Source organism: Limnoraphis robusta CS-951, from assembly GCF_000972705.2.
Genome location: NZ_LATL02000185.1, coordinates 1 through 16,018, shown reverse-complemented (window position 1 = coordinate 16,018; position 16,018 = coordinate 1). Strand labels below are relative to the sequence as shown.

Sequence of the window (16,018 nt, the reverse complement as noted above, 5' to 3'; positions counted from 1 at the left end):
CTGAAAAAACTGGAATTAAATATTAGAGAATGGCGTTGTCCGTCCTGTTCAAGTGTTAACGGACGTGATGAAAATGCCTCTTTAAATATCAAGAGAGTTGGGGCATCGACTCTTGAATTAGACGGTGTAAGACAGGTATTCGCTGCAACTGTTGTTTGAGTTCAGAATCCCCGTCATTTTAATGCGGGGAGTATGTCAAGGACGCGAAACTGTAATAAAATCGATTAAGCTTGCGATCGCACAGTTTTGAGACTATCCATCTTTCAGATTTGATCTTATGTCTGCCCCAGATTTAATTCGTGAAAGTGCTTGTTTTGGGGGTGTTGTTGGGTATTACAGCCATCACTCTTTGACTTGTAATAGCACCATGCGGTTTTCAGTTTATCAACCCCCCCAAGCGCAATTAAACCCCGTTCCGGCGCTTTATTTTCTCTCCGGTTTAACCTGTACGGAAGAAAACTTTATGGCCAAAGCGGGCGCTCAACGGTTAGCTGCAAAGTATGGTTTAATGTTGGTTGTACCCGATACCAGTCCGCGTGAAACGGGAACTCCAGGAGAAGATGACGACTGGGATATCGGAACGGGAGCGGGGTTTTATATTGATGCGACAGAGGAACCCTGGAACACCCATTATCAGATGTATAGCTATGTTGTTGAAGAACTTCCTCAACTGATTCGTGAAAATTTTCCGATTATCCCCAACAAACAAAGCATTTTTGGTCATTCAATGGGGGGTCATGGGGCGCTGGTTTGTGCGTTGAAAAACCCGCAAAAATATCTCTCGGTTTCGGCTTTTGCACCGATCGCCGCACCGATGCGATCGCCTTGGGGGGAAAAAGTTTTTAGCCAATATCTCGGATGCGATCGCGAAAAATGGCGCAACTATGATGCGAGTCAATTAGTGTTGCGAGGCGACTTTAACCGCCCAATATTAATTGATGTGGGAACGGCTGATCCTTACCTCGTCCAAGGACAGTTGTTACCCGAAGTTTTTGAACAGTCTTGTGTAGAAGTCGGACAAGTATTAACCCTGCGGATGCAACAGGGATATGATCATAGTTACTATTTTGTTTCGACGTTTATTGAAGATCATATTCGTCATCATGCGATGGTTTTAGGCGAATAGTAAGGGCGGGTTGATGTTAGTTATTTGTGGGAAGACATAGATTTTGTAGAACCCGCCCCGACGCTACTGGTAACTGTAAAGGCTTGCTACAATGAACTGGAGTCCAAACTCTTAGCTTCTTGTTCTGTTTTGGGTAAATGCAACCCACATTCTTGTTTTAAACCTCGGAACCGGGTATCTCGTTCGTTGGTATCGGTTGCGTGTAGAGGACGGCTAGAATGCCAGTCTCCAACGGTGGTATAACCGAGATCAAAGTAGGGATGATAGGGTAAATCGTAGGTACTAAGGTATTTGTAGACTTGCTTAGAACTCCAAGATAAAATTGGATAAATTTTGTATCGACCTGACTGCTTTTCAACCCGACGTAGGGTTTTGCGGTGTTCGGTTTGATGCGATCGCAGTCCCGCTAACCAAGCGGTTGCATTTAGTTCTTCCAAAGCCCGTTGCATCGGTTCGACTTTGCGGATATAATCATAACGGTTGAAAGACTCAACGTCTTCTTTTTCCCATAACCGACCATGCAAGGCTTCCATACGAGCCGGACTGATAGGAGACTGGTAGATTTTCAGATTGAGGTTTAAGCGTTCGGTTAACTGTTCAGCAAAGATATAGGTTTCCGCAGGTAAATATCCTGTATCGATCCAAATAATCGGAATGTCCGGTATCACTTGTGTAACCAGGTGCAGCATCACCGCAGACTGAATTCCAAAGCTGGTACTCATCACCAAACTTTCCCCAAAGGTGTTAGCCCCCCACTGTACGATCTGAGTTGCTTCGCTTTCCTCAAGTTGTTGGTTAACTAGATCCAGATTGATTTCTGGGGTCTGGGATATCCCCATTCCTTCTCCCTTTGTGGTCGAGGGGAGTGAATGGGGCTGTCGTCCGTTAAGATGGGTATCAACTAAATTCAGGTGTGGCATTGTTCTCCTGGTGCGCTTTGCTCTAGATATTATCTGAAATTTTATCGACTTCTGGATCATCCTCCATACTGAATTTGCCAGTTTAGGATCTCAGTCCGTTCAGATCACGGCATTGCAACTTCGGAGAATTGCAACTTTTTCGATCAAGCCTAAACAATTTCAGATCGTTGTACAAGCATAGAGATATACTTTCTTATTTTACAGCAAATATTACGGTCTTTTTCAAGAGCGTTTTCAACACTTGATCGGGGGAAATAAACCGAATATCCCTTGAGATTAGAATTCTGGGCAGTTGCTCAACCTTTGTTAAGTTAACGGACGCTGACTTGCGAGAATTGAGGTGAACTGTGTTAGAGTGAGGCACATCATAGACTCATTAGTATTTTTTCTGTCGTTCTCAAGTTCAACGAATCACTATACATCTTACGGTTCAGGCTTTTGATAGATTTCACAATCTCTTTCAAAATTATGACGTTAAAAGCTTGATAGTTTTAGGATGAGGTTCTGCTTTGATTAAAACAAAAAACCGTTCAAAATTCAAGTTCATTCTGAACAGAATTAAATTTTAACTTCAGCCTGACTGTTGAGATAAAGATTGTCATCATTTGTTATATCATGTTGTCATTTCCAATGATAGACTTGAATTATAGACCATACTCTACCATCAGAAAACAAATTTCATAGAGGGGAAACGAACAAGATAAACTAAGACAATACAAGAAAATTAGTTTAATATCCCTTCTATGAGACCCAAAATTAAAGATCAAGTCGCTTGGCAACAGGCAGAATTACTCATGCAACCCATCTTGATCAGACTCCTAGACAACATCCGCAAAAAGCTAGAAGAACCATCAGTCTGGAAAGGAACCTACCACAATACTGAAACCCCCTATCCGGGTTATCGACTAGATCTTGAATGTAATAACCAAAAAGTGAGTTTAGATATCTGGGAATTATGTTATCAAGTTTGTTTCAAAAACTATCAACTCACCCACGCTCCCCAAGAAAGCCAAGAAGTTGAGATTGATACCAGTTTAATTGATCACACAGGTGATGTAGACTGGACTCGCATTGATGAAAAAGCCCGGATGATTATTGACCAATTTTTTGATAACCTATCCAACGAAGTGGGACAATCTTAGTAATCCGTTACTCCGTCAACCTTTAACACTTTAAACAATGATGATTCAATCTTTACGTGAAATTCAAACCGCTCAAGGTGCTACATTAGAAGATTCTACAAGCGTTCCCCTGAGTTTTGGTAATGATCCCGATGCGATCGCTGCGACTCAAACAGGTGTTGCTTTATGCGATCGCTCCCATTGGGGACTGATCCAAATTTCCAATGAGGATCGACTGCGATTTTTACATAACCAAAGTACCAACAATATTCTATCTCTAAAACCCGGCCAGGGATGTGATAGCGTATTTGTTAGTTCTACCGCCCGTACCATAGATTTAACCACGCTTTATGTGACGGAAAATGCGGTTTTAGTGTTAGTTTCGCCTCCCCGACGTCAGATGTTAATTGATTGGTTAGATCGTTATATTTTCCCAATGGATAAGGTAGAGTTAAAGGATATTAGCGATCAAAATGCTATCTTTAGTTTAATGGGGCCTGAAAGTGATCAACTGTTCAAAAAATTGGGAATAACGCCACTGGTTGATCAACCCTACGCCAGTCATCAACAGATTGAAATCGAGAATATTCCTGTGCGGGTTGCAGTTGGAAGTGGTTTGGTGACGCCAGGATATACGTTAATTGTATCAGTCGAACAGGCAGTTTTGTTGTGGAAAATATTAGTCAATTCTGGGGCGATCGCAATGGGTGATCGCCTTTGGGAACAGCTTCGTATCGAACAAGGAAGACCAACACCGGATGCTGAACTAACTGATGATTATAATCCGTTAGAAGCGGGATTATGGAATACAATTTCTTTTGAGAAAGGCTGCTATATTGGTCAAGAAACAATCGCTCGTTTAAACACCTATAAAGGGGTTAAACAACAACTTTGGGGAATCCGACTCAATGCACCTGTCGCAGTTGGAACAGAAATCAAAGTAGAGGATAAAAAAGTCGGTAAACTCACCAGTTTTATGGAAACGGAAAGAGGATATTTCGGCTTAGGTTATATTCGGACAAAGGCGGGAGGAAAGGGCTTAAAAGTGAAAGTGGGAGAAGTAGAGGCAGAAGTGATAGAAGTTCCTTTTTTAAAGCATCCGGCTGAGTAAAAAAGAAAGGGAAAAGAGGCGATAATCTCAGGGATTGATGCTTTCTTTTCCCCACGAGCGAAAACTAATTGTGTTTAGCATACTTTGCATCAAGCAAAGCTTTAACGGCTTCTCCACCGTGTAAATGATGTTTGATAATGGTTGAAACGTGATCAGCTTGAACGCGATTATACCAAACTGCTTCGGGTAAAATAATCACCATCGGCCCATTACCACATTGTCCCAAACAACCTGTAGCTTCGATATCTACATTAGGAATCGGTTCTGCTTGAAATGCGGCTAATACTTTACCTGATCCTTGTTTTAGACAAGTGCGATTTTGACAAACCAGAACTTTTTTTGAGGATAAATTGACCATAAACAGATGATTGGGGTTGAAATGACTTCATATCATGTCCGGATAATTAGTGATAAAAAACTTTCTCCTTCTCCTCCTCTTTCTTCTTCTTGATTTCCTCCGGACTCCTATCTCCTGTCTCCTGTCTCCTGTCTCCTGTCTCCTGACTTCTGCTATAGCTCAAAATTAGCATTTAATCTCTGTTAAAAAAGAGCTAAATGTATGATCGCATCACCCTGATTAACGAGAGGATTTTGTTGAGCGCAAATCACCAACCCATCAGCAGGTGCGCGGATTCGCATACTCGCATCTCCAAACGCATCAGAAATAACACCGAGGATCTGTTTTTCATAGACTCTTTCGCCAAGTTTGACACTCAAGAGTAAAATTCCACTGGTAGAGGCGCGTATCCATCGAGTTTTGCGGATTTCAACTGAAGCGATCGGTCTGGTGTGAACCTTGGGTTCGTACATACCCAAAACCGTCATCACTCGTAATACCCCTTCTACACCGATACCAATGGCATGAGGATCAAACCGCAAAGCTTCTCCTGCCTCGTAGAGTAGCACGGGAAGGCCCTGTTGAGTAGCAGCTTGTCGCAGTGAACCATCACGGGTTTGAGAGTGAATAATCACAGGCGCACCAAACGCTTTCGCACATTCATAGGTTTCTGGGTCGTCGAGATTAGCGCGAATTTGAGGTAAATTATTACGATGATCAGAAGCCGTATGTAAATCAATGCCATGAGTAGAACGGTTGACAATTTCTTCCATAAATAACGTCGCCAAACGTCCTCCGAGAGATCCCCGCTTAGAACCCGGAAAAGCCCGATTGAGATCCCGACGATCGGGAAGATAGCGAGATTGATCAATAAAACCAAACACATTAACAATCGGAACAGCTATCAGGGTTCCTCGCAACTGTCGGGGTGAAATTTGTTGGAGAACCCGATGAATAATTTCCACGCCATTGAGTTCATCCCCATGAATTGCGGCACTCAGCCACAGTCGCGGCCCCTCACTAATACCGTTAATCACAATCACAGGTAGCGACAACATGGTTTGTGTAGGTAGACGAGCCACCGGAATTTCAATGCGTCGTTTGTGTGCAGGGGGAACGGAGAAGCCGCCAATCTCTATCATGCTTGCCAATTGATTACAAAACTAAATCGTAACGTCGAATATCCGGTGGAGTGGCGATTAAACCCTTAAGTTTTTGAGTCGCAGCTTGAATGTGATCGCTGGCGAGATGAGTTTCTAAAGCAGCTTCTGTTTCCCAGATTTCGACAAAAGTAAAGTCAGTGGGATCGGCGCGATTTTGTAGAAGTTCGTATTGGATGCAGCCAGGTTCTTGGCGAGTCGGTTCTACCAGTTGGGACAAAACAGCTTTCAGGGGTTCGACTTGATCGCGATTAGCGATAATTTTAGCAACGACACGCAAGGTTGTTTTCATGGTTTGTCAGACGGAAGCAGATCAAGAGCTTGGATGTTTTCTGGAAATTATTTTAAATGACTTAAGAGTTCAGAGGCGACACGGCGATAATCAGAAGCGGCTTCTCTGGCGTTTTTGCTTTTGGCGTCGGTAATTGCTACCCCTTCAAGCGGACAACGTTCATGGGCTTTGTAGGAACGAATGAAATTCCTAAATACGGGAATTCCGGTTTCTTGCAGGGATTTTTGGGCTTCGAGAGCATCTCCCAAGCTACGCGGATCAACTTTTGTCAGGAGAACCCGATGAGGTACTTGTGCAGGAGCGATAGTCTGTCTGACGGTTTCAATTAAAGCAACTAAATCCATCGGTGCAACTTGACTGGGGAGAACCAGAAAATCGGCAATGGCGATCGCGCTGAGTAGAGAAGTTGATTGTAAAGCAGGTGGGGTATCGATCACAACCAAATCAAAGTTTTTGGCTTGTTTGAGTTGTTGTAAGAGTTGGGGACTGGTTTCGCAAGACAAATCAAAAGGCATTTCACCGCGTTGTACCCACCAACCCGCAGAATTTTGCGGATCAGCATCGACGAGAAGCGTTGAGAAGCGTTTGGAGAGGATGGCGGCTAAGTTGACTGCGGTTGTCGTTTTACCCACGCCACCTTTACCGTTAGTAATGACTAGAATTTTTGGCATAGTCTGTCTGTAAGAAGGTGGGGGAATAGAAGACCCTTGATTATGTTCTTCTCAAAATAGTGGAGAAGTGGGTCAACCCCTGAACAGACTTAGTATATATTGAGAAAGACAATCTGACTCAAGACTTCTCGTTGAGTTTCGCTTTTCCCCATCTATTTTTTCAATCAAAAACTAACTCCCAAAGAAATCAACTACTGAATTCTTCGGGAGTGATAAGTTTGAGGAGAGTTATCGTGATTTCCTCGACAATAACCCTTCCCCATGAATGAATTGTGAGCATTCCACATAAAGAAAGATTACTCTAAAACCGTTTGCGAGAGTTGCGGAGCCTTCGGCGTTCCCGATGTCTGGCAATTTCTTTACGCTTGTGTTTTTGGGCGAGTGTTTCAAAGTGACGGTTCTTTTTCATGTCTGCAAAAATACCCGCCCTAGAGACTTTTTGCTTGAAGCGACGTAGGGCTGATTCTAACTGCTCGCTTTCACCGACGATAACTTGAGCCATTCGATCTCCTCTCGTATAAATTTCTGCCGATCTCGCTCACCAGATCGTCTTTCACCTCATAGGAGTGAGACGGGGTAAACCCCGTCGCTCACTGAGCCAATTTGATCCTGATCTCAGAGCTTAATAGCGGCTAGAGAAACGATCTCTTCTGTTTCCTTTATTGAAGGAGGAACCCCGATCTTCCCGAGGTCTTGCTTTGTTAACCTTGAGGTCACGTCCCATCCATTCGGCGCCATCGAGCTTCTCAATTGCGGCTTGCTCCTGAGCTTCGGCATCCATTTCTACGAATGCAAAGCCCCGAGGACGACCTGTTTCGCGATCAGAGGGGATGCTGATTTGCTTAACAGTGCCATATTCAGCAAACACAGATCTTAATTCTTCCTCCGTTACCTGGTAGGAAAGATTACCCACATAAATAGACATACAATTGACCTCCCAAATCGGATGAATGTAGAGACGGAGATTTCGGAAGGTGAGCAATGCCATGTAAAACAGACAAACTGTCAGCACTGAAAGCAACAACTGCAACCGAATACCTAATTCTCAGCTCTAATTGTAGCACGGCTCGTTCAGGCATTAATCACAGTCCCCGAAAATTTACAACACAGGGGGTAAGAGGCGCTCTTGCAAGAGGGTAAATCGTTTTTGAGTTTTTATTCAGCGCTTCGATTGTTTACAAATCATTTGCGATTGCTATAGTTTTTTTGGGGTTAGGTCATGTCCGGATAATTAGTGATAAAAAACTTTCTGCTTCTCCTCNGCGCTCTTGCAAGAGGGTAAATCGTTTTTGAGTTTTTATTCAGCGCTTCGATTGTTTACAAATCATTTGCGATTGCTATAGTTTTTTTGGGGTTAGGTCATGTCCGGATAATTAGTGATAAAAAACTTTCTGCTTCTCCTCCTCTTTCTTCTTCTTTATTTCCTCCTGACTCCTGACTCCTGACTCCTGACTCCTCTAAAAATGTCAATTCCTGTTAAAATAATGATGGGTTACGCTAGGTTAACCCATCAAACAATTCCTAATTAAATCGAATCACTGTTTCTGTATTATTGAGATGGGAAATATCGCCATTGAGTTCAACTTTCCATTGATTGTCATCCCGAACTAATTTCACTAAACAACACAGGGAAGCATGAATGTCTGTTTCTGCTAAAGTAGGAACTAAACCCATCGCCGTACCGACAACAGACGCCCCATGTCCAACGAATAATAAATCTTCATCTGGAAACGCTGCAACGAGATTTTGAGCCGTTTTTGCAGTACGATCTAGACAATCTTCCCAGGTTTCTGGATAACGAGCTTCACCGATGGGGTAAGAGAGGTCAATTCTCGGAAATTGCTGTGCTAAGATTTGGGAGGTTAGGGTTTCTGGATAGGTGGACATCCATTCAGGATTTAACCATTCACCCAAACCCCAATTGAGTTTTAAGGGTAGATCAAGAGTTTCCGCAATAACATTGGCGGTTTGTACAGTTCGGAGGAAGGGAGAGGAGAAAATATGAGTGATTCCTTCTCCGACTAAGCGGTTCGCCAATTGCTGGGCTTGAACAAAACCATCGTCTGACAAATGGGGATCATAGCGTCGAGCGGAGGTGTTGAACCAGGCGGGGTTCACGAAATCAATGCGGTTTCCGTGTCTGGCTATCCAAACAGTTTGAGTCATAGGTGAGCAGTATGATTAGAGTTCCCCTCATTTAAGATAAACGGTTTTTGCTCAAAATGCTCGGGTAATATTTGCGGGGTTCTCTCTATAATTTGATAGGAGGGAAATCTTTTGTCTACTCGGTCATCCCCTCTTTTGTTTCTTTCTTGTTCCTGTATCAATTAACACGTAAGTTATGCAAATTACTGATCGCGATCGCACCGAGATCCGTTCTGTGATTGAACGCCAAATCCAAGCTTTTCAACGAGATGATGCTGTTTCTGTTTTTAGTTTTGCTAGTCCCGAAATTCAGGCTAAATTTGGCACCCCCGAACAGTTTATACAGATGGTGAAAATAGGATATCCTGCTGTTTACCGTCCTCGTTCCGTGATTTTTGAAGATGCTGTTGTTGTTCAAGGTGTTCCCACTCAACCTGTGCTTTTTCTTTCCCCAAATGGAAAACCAGTGAAAGCCATTTATCTAATGAAACTCGATGAAAAAGGAAGTTGGCGGATTGATGGATGTTATCTGGTTTCGGTGGAGAACAAACTCATGTAGATTGATGATCCGATTTTAAAAAAGCAGAACATTATTTGATGAAATCCCTGAACTAAAACCAGAAACATGATGAAAATTTTTGACATGAACTTGAAAATATTTAAGCAAAATTTTCTGCGTCTACCTGCTCATTTCCGGGATTTTAAAGTCGGGGTGTTGATCGGAATAATTTTAGCTTTAAGTAGCTTCCTGTTTTTTCATCCCGTTTCCGCTCAGGAAAAGACGATTGAAGGATTTAAGCAGAATACGGCACCTGTCACCCTAGACGGCAGACGATTATTTAAGGTGAGCTATTCAGAAGATTTTACCGCTCAAGAACGAGCCGAGATCATTAATTCAAAATTACAAAATGCAACTTCTCCACAAGAGCCTATTAATATAGAGATTAGACCCAGCAATGAATCCCCCACAATTTGGCTTAATAATCGCTATTTGCTGACGGTAACAGGACGGGATTCTCAAGCCGGAAATACTCAGCAAGAACAAGCAGAAATTTGGAGAATAGAGCTTCAAAATTCTTTAGCTCAAGCTCAGAAAGAACGCAGCCTTAAATTTTTGCAAGTCGCTTTTATTCGCTCCCTATTTATTTTAGTTTTTGCGCTCTTCTGTCACTGGGTTTTAGGAAGATTTTGGCAATCTACTTTGCGAATATTCTTGTTAAGATTTATCCCGGAAAAGCCCAGTGAGGGAGATGAAACCCCCAGGCATCAACGCAGTCTTGATTTGTTTCTCTCTCTGACTCTTGCGAGTGTTAGAGTCGGAATTTGGGCGGCTACAATTCTCTATATTGCCAATCAATTTCCCTTCACAAGACGATTAAGCTATCAAATTACGGGCGCTCTGATTTCAACCTTTACTGCGGGAATTCTAACCCTGGATAAGAAATCTTATTCGATTCCAGATATTTTATTTTTGGTTAGCTTACTTTGGGTTTTGATTGTTTCTGCAAAAGTTTTTACTGATTTATTACAATCGCGGATTTTGAACGTAACTGGAATTAATCGAGGCGCTCAAGAAGTTATTGCTGTTATTGTTCGGTATTGTTTAATTTTTATTGGTGGAATTGTTCTCTTGCAAGTGTGGGGGNATCTTATTCGATTCCAGATATTTTATTTTTGGTTAGCTTACTTTGGGTTTTGATTGTTTCTGCAAAAGTTTTTACTGATTTATTACAATCGCGGATTTTGAACGTAACTGGAATTAATCGAGGCGCTCAAGAAGTTATTGCTGTTATTGTTCGGTATTGTTTAATTTTTATTGGTGGAATTGTTCTCTTGCAAGTGTGGGGGCTTGATCTCAGTTCTCTGACTATTCTTGCTAGTGCATTAGGTGTAGGGATTGGGTTTGGTTTTCAAGATATTGCTAAGAATTTCGGGAGTGGAATTGTACTATTATTTGAGCGCCCCATTCAAGTCGGAGATTTCATTGAAATTGGTGAATATCAAGGGATTGTTGAACGGGTAGGCGCTCGTAGTACCGTGCTAAAAACCCTCGATATGGTTTCAATTATTGTCCCCAATTCTCGTTTTTTAGAAAGAGAATTGATTAACTGGGATTATGATCATCCTGTTTCCGGCGTGCGTCTTCCTGTCGGTGTTGCTTATGGTTCTAATATTGATGCGGTTAAGCAGTCTTTATTAGATGTCGCCAAAGTGAATCCTGATATTTTAGCGATGCCTTCTCCTCAAGTTTTATTTAAAGGCTTTGGGGATAGTTCACTGGATTTTGAACTGCGAGTTTGGATTTCTCAACCCAGTCGCAATTTAATTATTCGCAGTAATTTATATTATCAAATTGAGGCGATATTTCGACAAAGAAATATTGAGATTCCTTTTCCTCAACGAGATTTACACGTTCGTGGTACTCTTCCTATAGAGTTATCTTCTGAATTAAAAGACTTGCTGATCAGACTCTCTCAATCGCAAAATAATGGGAGTAGTAACCTCGATTCTCCAACCCAAAATTTAGACTCTCAGAAACCATAATTTTAACAAAATTAAGAAGAAAACGACAGGGCGCAAACCGAGTGCGCCCCGGCAAAATTACTGAGGACGAATATCTCTTTCTTCTTGACTCAAATTGATGGGTTGAGTTGGAAATACTTCTAAAATTTGTGACTGTTGAGAAGGACAGGTTTTATTATTCCAATCACACTGATAGAGATGCTGTTGCTGCCAACTCAGAGGAATTTCTAACAAATCTCGCGCCCCGGTAATTCCTTGACCAAAAAACAACAACAATGCGATACAATTTAACGCTGTGTGTGCAATCCGCCATTTTTTGTTTTTATAAATTTCGGGTACAATAGCCAGAGAAATCACCATCAACAACGCCGCAATCATGCCAAAATAGTAGTGAGAAACATACCATTCATAACCCCGTCTAAACACACCATCTTGGGAACCTAAAATCACTAATCCTATTCCGGTTAAAGTCGCAAAAACTCCTCGCCATAAAGGTTGACTGGGTTTGGCTTTGTAGAGAAAAACTAAAGAGGCAATTGTTACAGCAAAAATCAAGATAATCAAAATCGCTTGAGGGGTTTTTTCCGGTGTTAATTCCTTAAAAACCCCCTTAAAATAAATAGAATAGGCGATCGCAATTAACGTCACTCCGACAACACTACTGGTTAACCAACGCCCCACTTCTAAATGTTCACGCCCAACCGTCGGTGGAATTTTACTTTTTTGCTTGTTTTCTTGGGTTTCGATGCGTCGTTGACGAGTTTGCCAAGCCCGACTCACGACCATCCCAATTATCGGAAAAACAATGCCCACAGCAAGCGCTGGATGCAATAATGCCATAATATCTATTGTGTTCATTGAGATCTCCCCAAGATGATGTTTACTCAATAGTTTAAATAAAATGAGACCCGATAAAATTATTTTTTGCTGAGAAATTGGACAAGTTAAACTGAGATTAACTAAATTTTGTTTCGATGCGATCGCAGTCGTTCTAAAATAAGAATATCTCAATTTTCGCTTAGTGTGATGGATTACCGCTTTAAATGAACCTAATTTCAACTCCTAATCACAACCCAACCTCACCCTTGAGTCCCAATCATCATCGCGAATTAGAAGCCATTGTCGGCGAGTCTGGAATTTATGCCTGTCGTGATATTGATCCGATTGATCAAAACCGCATTTTCCAAAGTATTACTGCCGAAACTCCAGTCAATTCTATCATTTATCCGAACAATCAAGCTGAACTCGCCGCCGTTATTGCTTACGCCAAACAGCATCAACTCGGTATTCTCCCCTGTGGAAATCGGAGTAAATTGCGTTGGGGAGGGTTAGTCAAAAATGTTAATTTAGTCGTCAGTACCCAACGTTTAAATCAACTGATTGAACACGCTGTTGGTGATTTAACCGTTACCATTGAAGCGGGAATGTCTTTTACTCAACTCCAACAAATATTAGCAGAAACAGGGCAATTTTTAGCCCTCGATCCAGCTTATTCTGAAAACGCTACTATCGGCGGAATCATTGCAACTGGGGATACAGGTTCACTGCGACAACGCTATCGAGGAGTTCGCGATCAACTCTTAGGAGTTTCTTTTGTCCGTTCTGATGGTAAAATTGCTAAAGCAGGCGGACGAGTGGTTAAAAATGTTGCCGGATATGATTTGATGAAGTTATTAACTGGATCTTACGGAACACTAGGAATTATTTCTCAAATTACCTTACGAGTTTATCCGGTTTCTCCCGCTTCACAAACAGTCCTTTTAGCCGGAAACAGTACAGCTATTGCCACAGCAACACAAACGCTATTATCCTCTGCTTTAACCCCAGTTGCTGTTGATTTACTCTCGCCTCAACTGATGGAAAAACTCAACCAAAGCAGCGAAATGGGGTTAATCGTTCGTTTTCAAAGTTTACCCGAAAGTGTCGAACAACAAGCCAGTCGTTTATTAGAAGTGGGTGAAACGTTGGGCTTGAAAGGTGAGCGTTATACTCAAGATGATGATCGCTTATGGCAACAATTAAAACAACTGATTTGGCAACCGGATGAAAGCCCCAAAATCATCTGTAAAATCGGAGTTACCCCGACAGAAGCTGTTGCAACACTCAACGAATGTCAAGCTTTGGGTTTCATTCATGCAGGAGTCGGTTTAGGGGTGTTACGCTGGGAAACCATTAATCCTGAACACCTGTTAAAACTGCGAAATTGGTGTAATAATAAAGGAGGTTTTCTTTCTATTTTAGACGCACCTCCTGAAGTAAAACAACAGTTAGAGGTTTGGGGATATAACGGAAACGCCCTAGATTTAATGCGTCGAATAAAACAGCAATTTGATCCACAAAATCTATTCAGTCCTCATCGCTTTGTTGGAGATATTTAAAACAGTCTTAGGTTTTACTTCCCATTGATTGAAACTTGTTTGAGTAACAAACCCCTTTTAATTCACCATGCAAACCTCTGAACAACCTTTAGAACAAATCACACGCATTCCGGCAAAAGAAAGTAACTTCCTAGCCCAAAATCCTCATCTAAACTCCCCCGAAGAATTCCCTGGTTTTGATGCTAAAAATCCACCCGATCCTAATTTAATCAATACCTGTGTTCACTGCGGATTTTGTTTGGCAACTTGTNTAACAAACCCCTTTTAATTCACCATGCAAACCTCTGAACAACCTTTAGAACAAATCACACGCATTCCGGCAAAAGAAAGTAACTTCCTAGCCCAAAATCCTCATCTAAACTCCCCCGAAGAATTCCCTGGTTTTGATGCTAAAAATCCACCCGATCCTAATTTAATCAATACCTGTGTTCACTGCGGATTTTGTTTGGCAACTTGTCCGAGTTATCGCGTTATTGGGAAAGAAATGGATTCTCCCCGAGGGCGAATTTATCTGATGGATGCGATCAACAATTCAGAAGCCTCCTTAAACACAACAACCGCCCAACATTTTGATAGTTGTTTGGGATGTTTGGCTTGTGTTTCTACTTGTCCGTCAGGCGTTCAATATGATAAACTCATAGCAGCAACCCGCCCCCAAGTAGAACGAAATGTTCCCCGAAATTTAGGCGATTCTATATTACGGTTGCTGATTTTTAATCTGTTTCCCTATCCGAAGCGTTTGCGTCTGTTTTTAGTTCCCCTGTTTATTTATCAACAACTCGGTATTCAAAAGTTAGTTCGTTCAACAGGTTTACTTCCTAAACTTCTCCCCCGTTTAGGGGCGATGGAATCGATTTTACCTGAAATTACCGTTAAATCTTTTCAGGACAATTTACCAACGGTTATCCCCGCAAAAGGTGAAAAACGCTATCGAGTGGGTATGATATTAGGTTGTGTACAACGGTTATTTTTCTCCAGTGTTAATGAAGCCACCGTGCGAGTTTTAACCGCTAATGGTTGCGAAGTAATTATCCCAAAAAGTCAAGGCTGTTGTGCGGCGTTACCGGAACATCAAGGACAAACAAACCAAGCCCACACCCTCGCGAAACAAATGATTGATAGCTTTGCAGAAACAGGCGTTGATGCTATTATTATTAATGCCGCAGGTTGTGGTCATACCTTAAAAGAATATGGTCATATGTTGAAAGATGATCCCGAATATGCGGAAACAGCAAAAGCCTTTGCAGCAAAAGTCAAAGATGTGCAGGAATTTCTCGCAGAAGTGGGTTTAACTACACCATTATCTCCGTTAACCGATGGAGAATTAACCCTTGTTTATCAAGATGCTTGTCATCTGTTACACGGACAAAAAATTAGCCAACAACCCCGTCAACTGTTACAACAAATTCCCGGTGTGAAGTTACGAGAACCCATTGATGCGGCGTTGTGTTGTGGGAGTGCAGGCGTTTATAATATGTTGCAACCCGAAGTCGCCGATGAACTCGGACAACAAAAAGCAGAGAATTTGTTGAATACCGGGGCGCAACTGATCGCGTCTGCAAACCCTGGATGTTCGCTACAAATTCTCAAACATTTAAAATTAAAAGGGGAATCTATTGCGTTAAAGCATCCGATGGAATTGTTAGATTATTCAATTCGCGGCGAAAAGCTTAACGGTTAATTTCATTAGAGACGTTCCCTGAAACGTCTCTCTACAATATAGCAATCAGCAGGGAACGTGTTTACAACTTCTTTGTGTTCTTTGTATCTTTGTGGTAAAATTAGGCTTGATCCTTGTCAAGATACCAGAACTTACCAAAAATTGCCGCACACGCCCCTACCTTCAGGTATGGGGATATAAGGCTCTTTCTAATGCTAGAATAACTCTACTGGCAGGGTATAGGGTATTCAACCAGTTGAAAAACCCAGCATCTAATCGATGCAATGAACCTTGAAAACTTAAGGTACGGGGTTCTTGCCAGGAATGCTTTGGCCATATAAAACCTTAAAGCACCAAGTACAGAGAATCAAGCATTTTTTTCTCAAGTACGGTAGGGCATACCGAAACTATCTCTGAAATGGGATGAACGACTGGGGAGACTCACCCCTCTGGAGTAGGTTAGGAAACTAGCTTGCTGTAAGGGTTGTCAATGAATCAGTAATCCAAAGCCGTGAGGCTTGGAGAATCCCCTTTCTTTAGAAATGGGGAGTATGTCAATGCTATAGCTTTAGGA

16 protein-coding genes and 1 pseudogene are annotated in these 16,018 nt (G+C 42.0%); 8 read left to right on the top strand and 9 right to left on the bottom strand.

Features of this window, described 5'->3' with window-relative positions:
• Positions 1-277 precede the first annotated feature (277 nt).
• Positions 278-1,126 (top strand): S-formylglutathione hydrolase, encoded by an 849-nt coding sequence (fghA, locus tag WN50_RS16060; protein ID WP_046282214.1) that lies wholly within the window; start codon positions 278-280, stop codon positions 1,124-1,126.
• 86 nt (positions 1,127-1,212) lie between these two features.
• Here the strand turns inward: fghA and WN50_RS16055 are convergent, their stop codons facing one another.
• Complete coding sequence (locus tag WN50_RS16055) at positions 1,213-2,046, bottom strand: phosphoadenylyl-sulfate reductase (protein WP_046282215.1); 834 nt, start codon at positions 2,044-2,046, stop codon at positions 1,213-1,215.
• 743 nt (positions 2,047-2,789) lie between these two features.
• Here WN50_RS16055 and WN50_RS16050 point away from each other — a divergent pair.
• Positions 2,790-3,188: a hypothetical protein gene (locus WN50_RS16050; protein WP_046282216.1), complete on the top strand. Its 399-nt coding sequence runs from the start codon at positions 2,790-2,792 to the stop codon at positions 3,186-3,188.
• A gap of 40 nt (positions 3,189-3,228) precedes the next feature.
• Positions 3,229-4,278 carry a CAF17-like 4Fe-4S cluster assembly/insertion protein YgfZ gene (ygfZ, locus tag WN50_RS16045; RefSeq protein WP_046282227.1) on the top strand — a complete coding sequence of 350 codons (1,050 nt, stop codon included), beginning with the start codon at positions 3,229-3,231 and terminating at the stop codon, positions 4,276-4,278.
• A gap of 64 nt (positions 4,279-4,342) precedes the next feature.
• On the opposite strand, the gene WN50_RS16040 is transcribed toward ygfZ, so the two are convergent.
• The 7 genes from WN50_RS16040 to WN50_RS16010 all read right to left on the bottom strand — a co-directional run bounded on the left by WN50_RS16040 (position 4,343) and on the right by WN50_RS16010 (position 8,904).
• On the bottom strand, positions 4,343-4,636 hold the full coding sequence (locus WN50_RS16040) for a (2Fe-2S) ferredoxin domain-containing protein (protein WP_046282217.1): 294 nt from the start codon (positions 4,634-4,636) through the stop codon (positions 4,343-4,345).
• 182 nt (positions 4,637-4,818) lie between these two features.
• The gene (locus WN50_RS16035; protein WP_046282218.1) at positions 4,819-5,757 is read right to left on the bottom strand and encodes a succinylglutamate desuccinylase/aspartoacylase family protein; all 939 of its coding nucleotides are present in this window, start codon (positions 5,755-5,757) and stop codon (positions 4,819-4,821) included.
• A gap of 13 nt (positions 5,758-5,770) precedes the next feature.
• Positions 5,771-6,067, bottom strand: a complete 297-nt coding sequence (locus WN50_RS16030; protein WP_046282219.1) for a putative quinol monooxygenase — start codon at positions 6,065-6,067, stop codon at positions 5,771-5,773.
• A 47-nt stretch (positions 6,068-6,114) separates the two neighbouring features.
• Positions 6,115-6,738, bottom strand: coding sequence for a ParA family protein (locus WN50_RS16025; RefSeq protein ID WP_046282220.1), 624 nt, complete (start codon positions 6,736-6,738; stop codon positions 6,115-6,117).
• A 301-nt stretch (positions 6,739-7,039) separates the two neighbouring features.
• A complete protein-coding gene (gene rpsU / locus WN50_RS16020; RefSeq protein ID WP_046282221.1) occupies positions 7,040-7,240 on the bottom strand; it encodes a 30S ribosomal protein S21 in 201 nt (66 codons plus the stop codon).
• A 120-nt stretch (positions 7,241-7,360) separates the two neighbouring features.
• Positions 7,361-7,663, bottom strand: a complete 303-nt coding sequence (locus WN50_RS16015) for an RNA recognition motif domain-containing protein (protein ID WP_046282222.1) — start codon at positions 7,661-7,663, stop codon at positions 7,361-7,363.
• Between the two features lie 596 nt (positions 7,664-8,259).
• Positions 8,260-8,904 (bottom strand): histidine phosphatase family protein, encoded by a 645-nt coding sequence (locus WN50_RS16010; RefSeq protein ID WP_046282223.1) that lies wholly within the window; start codon positions 8,902-8,904, stop codon positions 8,260-8,262.
• A gap of 175 nt (positions 8,905-9,079) precedes the next feature.
• On the opposite strand from WN50_RS16010, the gene WN50_RS16005 reads away from it, so the two are divergent.
• Complete coding sequence (locus WN50_RS16005; RefSeq protein WP_046282224.1) at positions 9,080-9,442, top strand: DUF4864 domain-containing protein; 363 nt, start codon at positions 9,080-9,082, stop codon at positions 9,440-9,442.
• Between the two features lie 1,280 nt (positions 9,443-10,722).
• Positions 10,723-11,427 (top strand): mechanosensitive ion channel family protein, encoded by a 705-nt coding sequence (locus WN50_RS15995; protein ID WP_235440985.1) that lies wholly within the window; start codon positions 10,723-10,725, stop codon positions 11,425-11,427.
• Between the two features lie 57 nt (positions 11,428-11,484).
• On the opposite strand, the gene WN50_RS15990 is transcribed toward WN50_RS15995, so the two are convergent.
• Positions 11,485-12,264, bottom strand: coding sequence for a DUF4079 domain-containing protein (locus tag WN50_RS15990; RefSeq protein ID WP_046282229.1), 780 nt, complete (start codon positions 12,262-12,264; stop codon positions 11,485-11,487).
• Positions 12,265-12,449: 185 nt separating this feature from the next.
• Here WN50_RS15990 and WN50_RS15985 point away from each other — a divergent pair, with 185 nt between their 5' ends.
• From WN50_RS15985 to WN50_RS15975, 3 genes and pseudogenes are all read left to right on the top strand, one after another.
• A complete protein-coding gene (locus WN50_RS15985) occupies positions 12,450-13,784 on the top strand; it encodes an FAD-binding oxidoreductase (protein ID WP_046282225.1) in 1,335 nt (444 codons plus the stop codon).
• A 67-nt stretch (positions 13,785-13,851) separates the two neighbouring features.
• A pseudogene (locus WN50_RS37140) lies at positions 13,852-14,034 on the top strand (glycolate oxidase); the annotation flags it as partial.
• 24 nt (positions 14,035-14,058) lie between these two features.
• Positions 14,059-15,465: a (Fe-S)-binding protein gene (locus WN50_RS15975; RefSeq protein ID WP_046282226.1), complete on the top strand. Its 1,407-nt coding sequence runs from the start codon at positions 14,059-14,061 to the stop codon at positions 15,463-15,465.
• Positions 15,466-16,018 lie beyond the last annotated feature (553 nt).

What these genes read in the sequence shown, in the direction of transcription:
- fghA (WP_046282214.1), top strand. Translation starts at nt 278, where the DNA reads ATGTCTGCCCCAGATTTAATTCGTGAAAGTGCTTGTTTTGGGGGTGTT.
- WN50_RS16055 (WP_046282215.1), bottom strand. Translation starts at nt 2,046, where the DNA reads ATGCCACACCTGAATTTAGTTGATACCCATCTTAACGGACGACAGCCC.
- WN50_RS16050 (WP_046282216.1), top strand. Translation starts at nt 2,790, where the DNA reads ATGAGACCCAAAATTAAAGATCAAGTCGCTTGGCAACAGGCAGAATTA.
- ygfZ (WP_046282227.1), top strand. Translation starts at nt 3,229, where the DNA reads ATGATTCAATCTTTACGTGAAATTCAAACCGCTCAAGGTGCTACATTA.
- WN50_RS16040 (WP_046282217.1), bottom strand. Translation starts at nt 4,636, where the DNA reads ATGGTCAATTTATCCTCAAAAAAAGTTCTGGTTTGTCAAAATCGCACT.
- WN50_RS16035 (WP_046282218.1), bottom strand. Translation starts at nt 5,757, where the DNA reads ATGATAGAGATTGGCGGCTTCTCCGTTCCCCCTGCACACAAACGACGC.
- WN50_RS16030 (WP_046282219.1), bottom strand. Translation starts at nt 6,067, where the DNA reads ATGAAAACAACCTTGCGTGTCGTTGCTAAAATTATCGCTAATCGCGAT.
- WN50_RS16025 (WP_046282220.1), bottom strand. Translation starts at nt 6,738, where the DNA reads ATGCCAAAAATTCTAGTCATTACTAACGGTAAAGGTGGCGTGGGTAAA.
- rpsU (WP_046282221.1), bottom strand. Translation starts at nt 7,240, where the DNA reads ATGGCTCAAGTTATCGTCGGTGAAAGCGAGCAGTTAGAATCAGCCCTA.
- WN50_RS16015 (WP_046282222.1), bottom strand. Translation starts at nt 7,663, where the DNA reads ATGTCTATTTATGTGGGTAATCTTTCCTACCAGGTAACGGAGGAAGAA.
- WN50_RS16010 (WP_046282223.1), bottom strand. Translation starts at nt 8,904, where the DNA reads ATGACTCAAACTGTTTGGATAGCCAGACACGGAAACCGCATTGATTTC.
- WN50_RS16005 (WP_046282224.1), top strand. Translation starts at nt 9,080, where the DNA reads ATGCAAATTACTGATCGCGATCGCACCGAGATCCGTTCTGTGATTGAA.
- WN50_RS15990 (WP_046282229.1), bottom strand. Translation starts at nt 12,264, where the DNA reads ATGAACACAATAGATATTATGGCATTATTGCATCCAGCGCTTGCTGTG.
- WN50_RS15985 (WP_046282225.1), top strand. Translation starts at nt 12,450, where the DNA reads ATGAACCTAATTTCAACTCCTAATCACAACCCAACCTCACCCTTGAGT.
- WN50_RS15975 (WP_046282226.1), top strand. Translation starts at nt 14,059, where the DNA reads ATGCAAACCTCTGAACAACCTTTAGAACAAATCACACGCATTCCGGCA.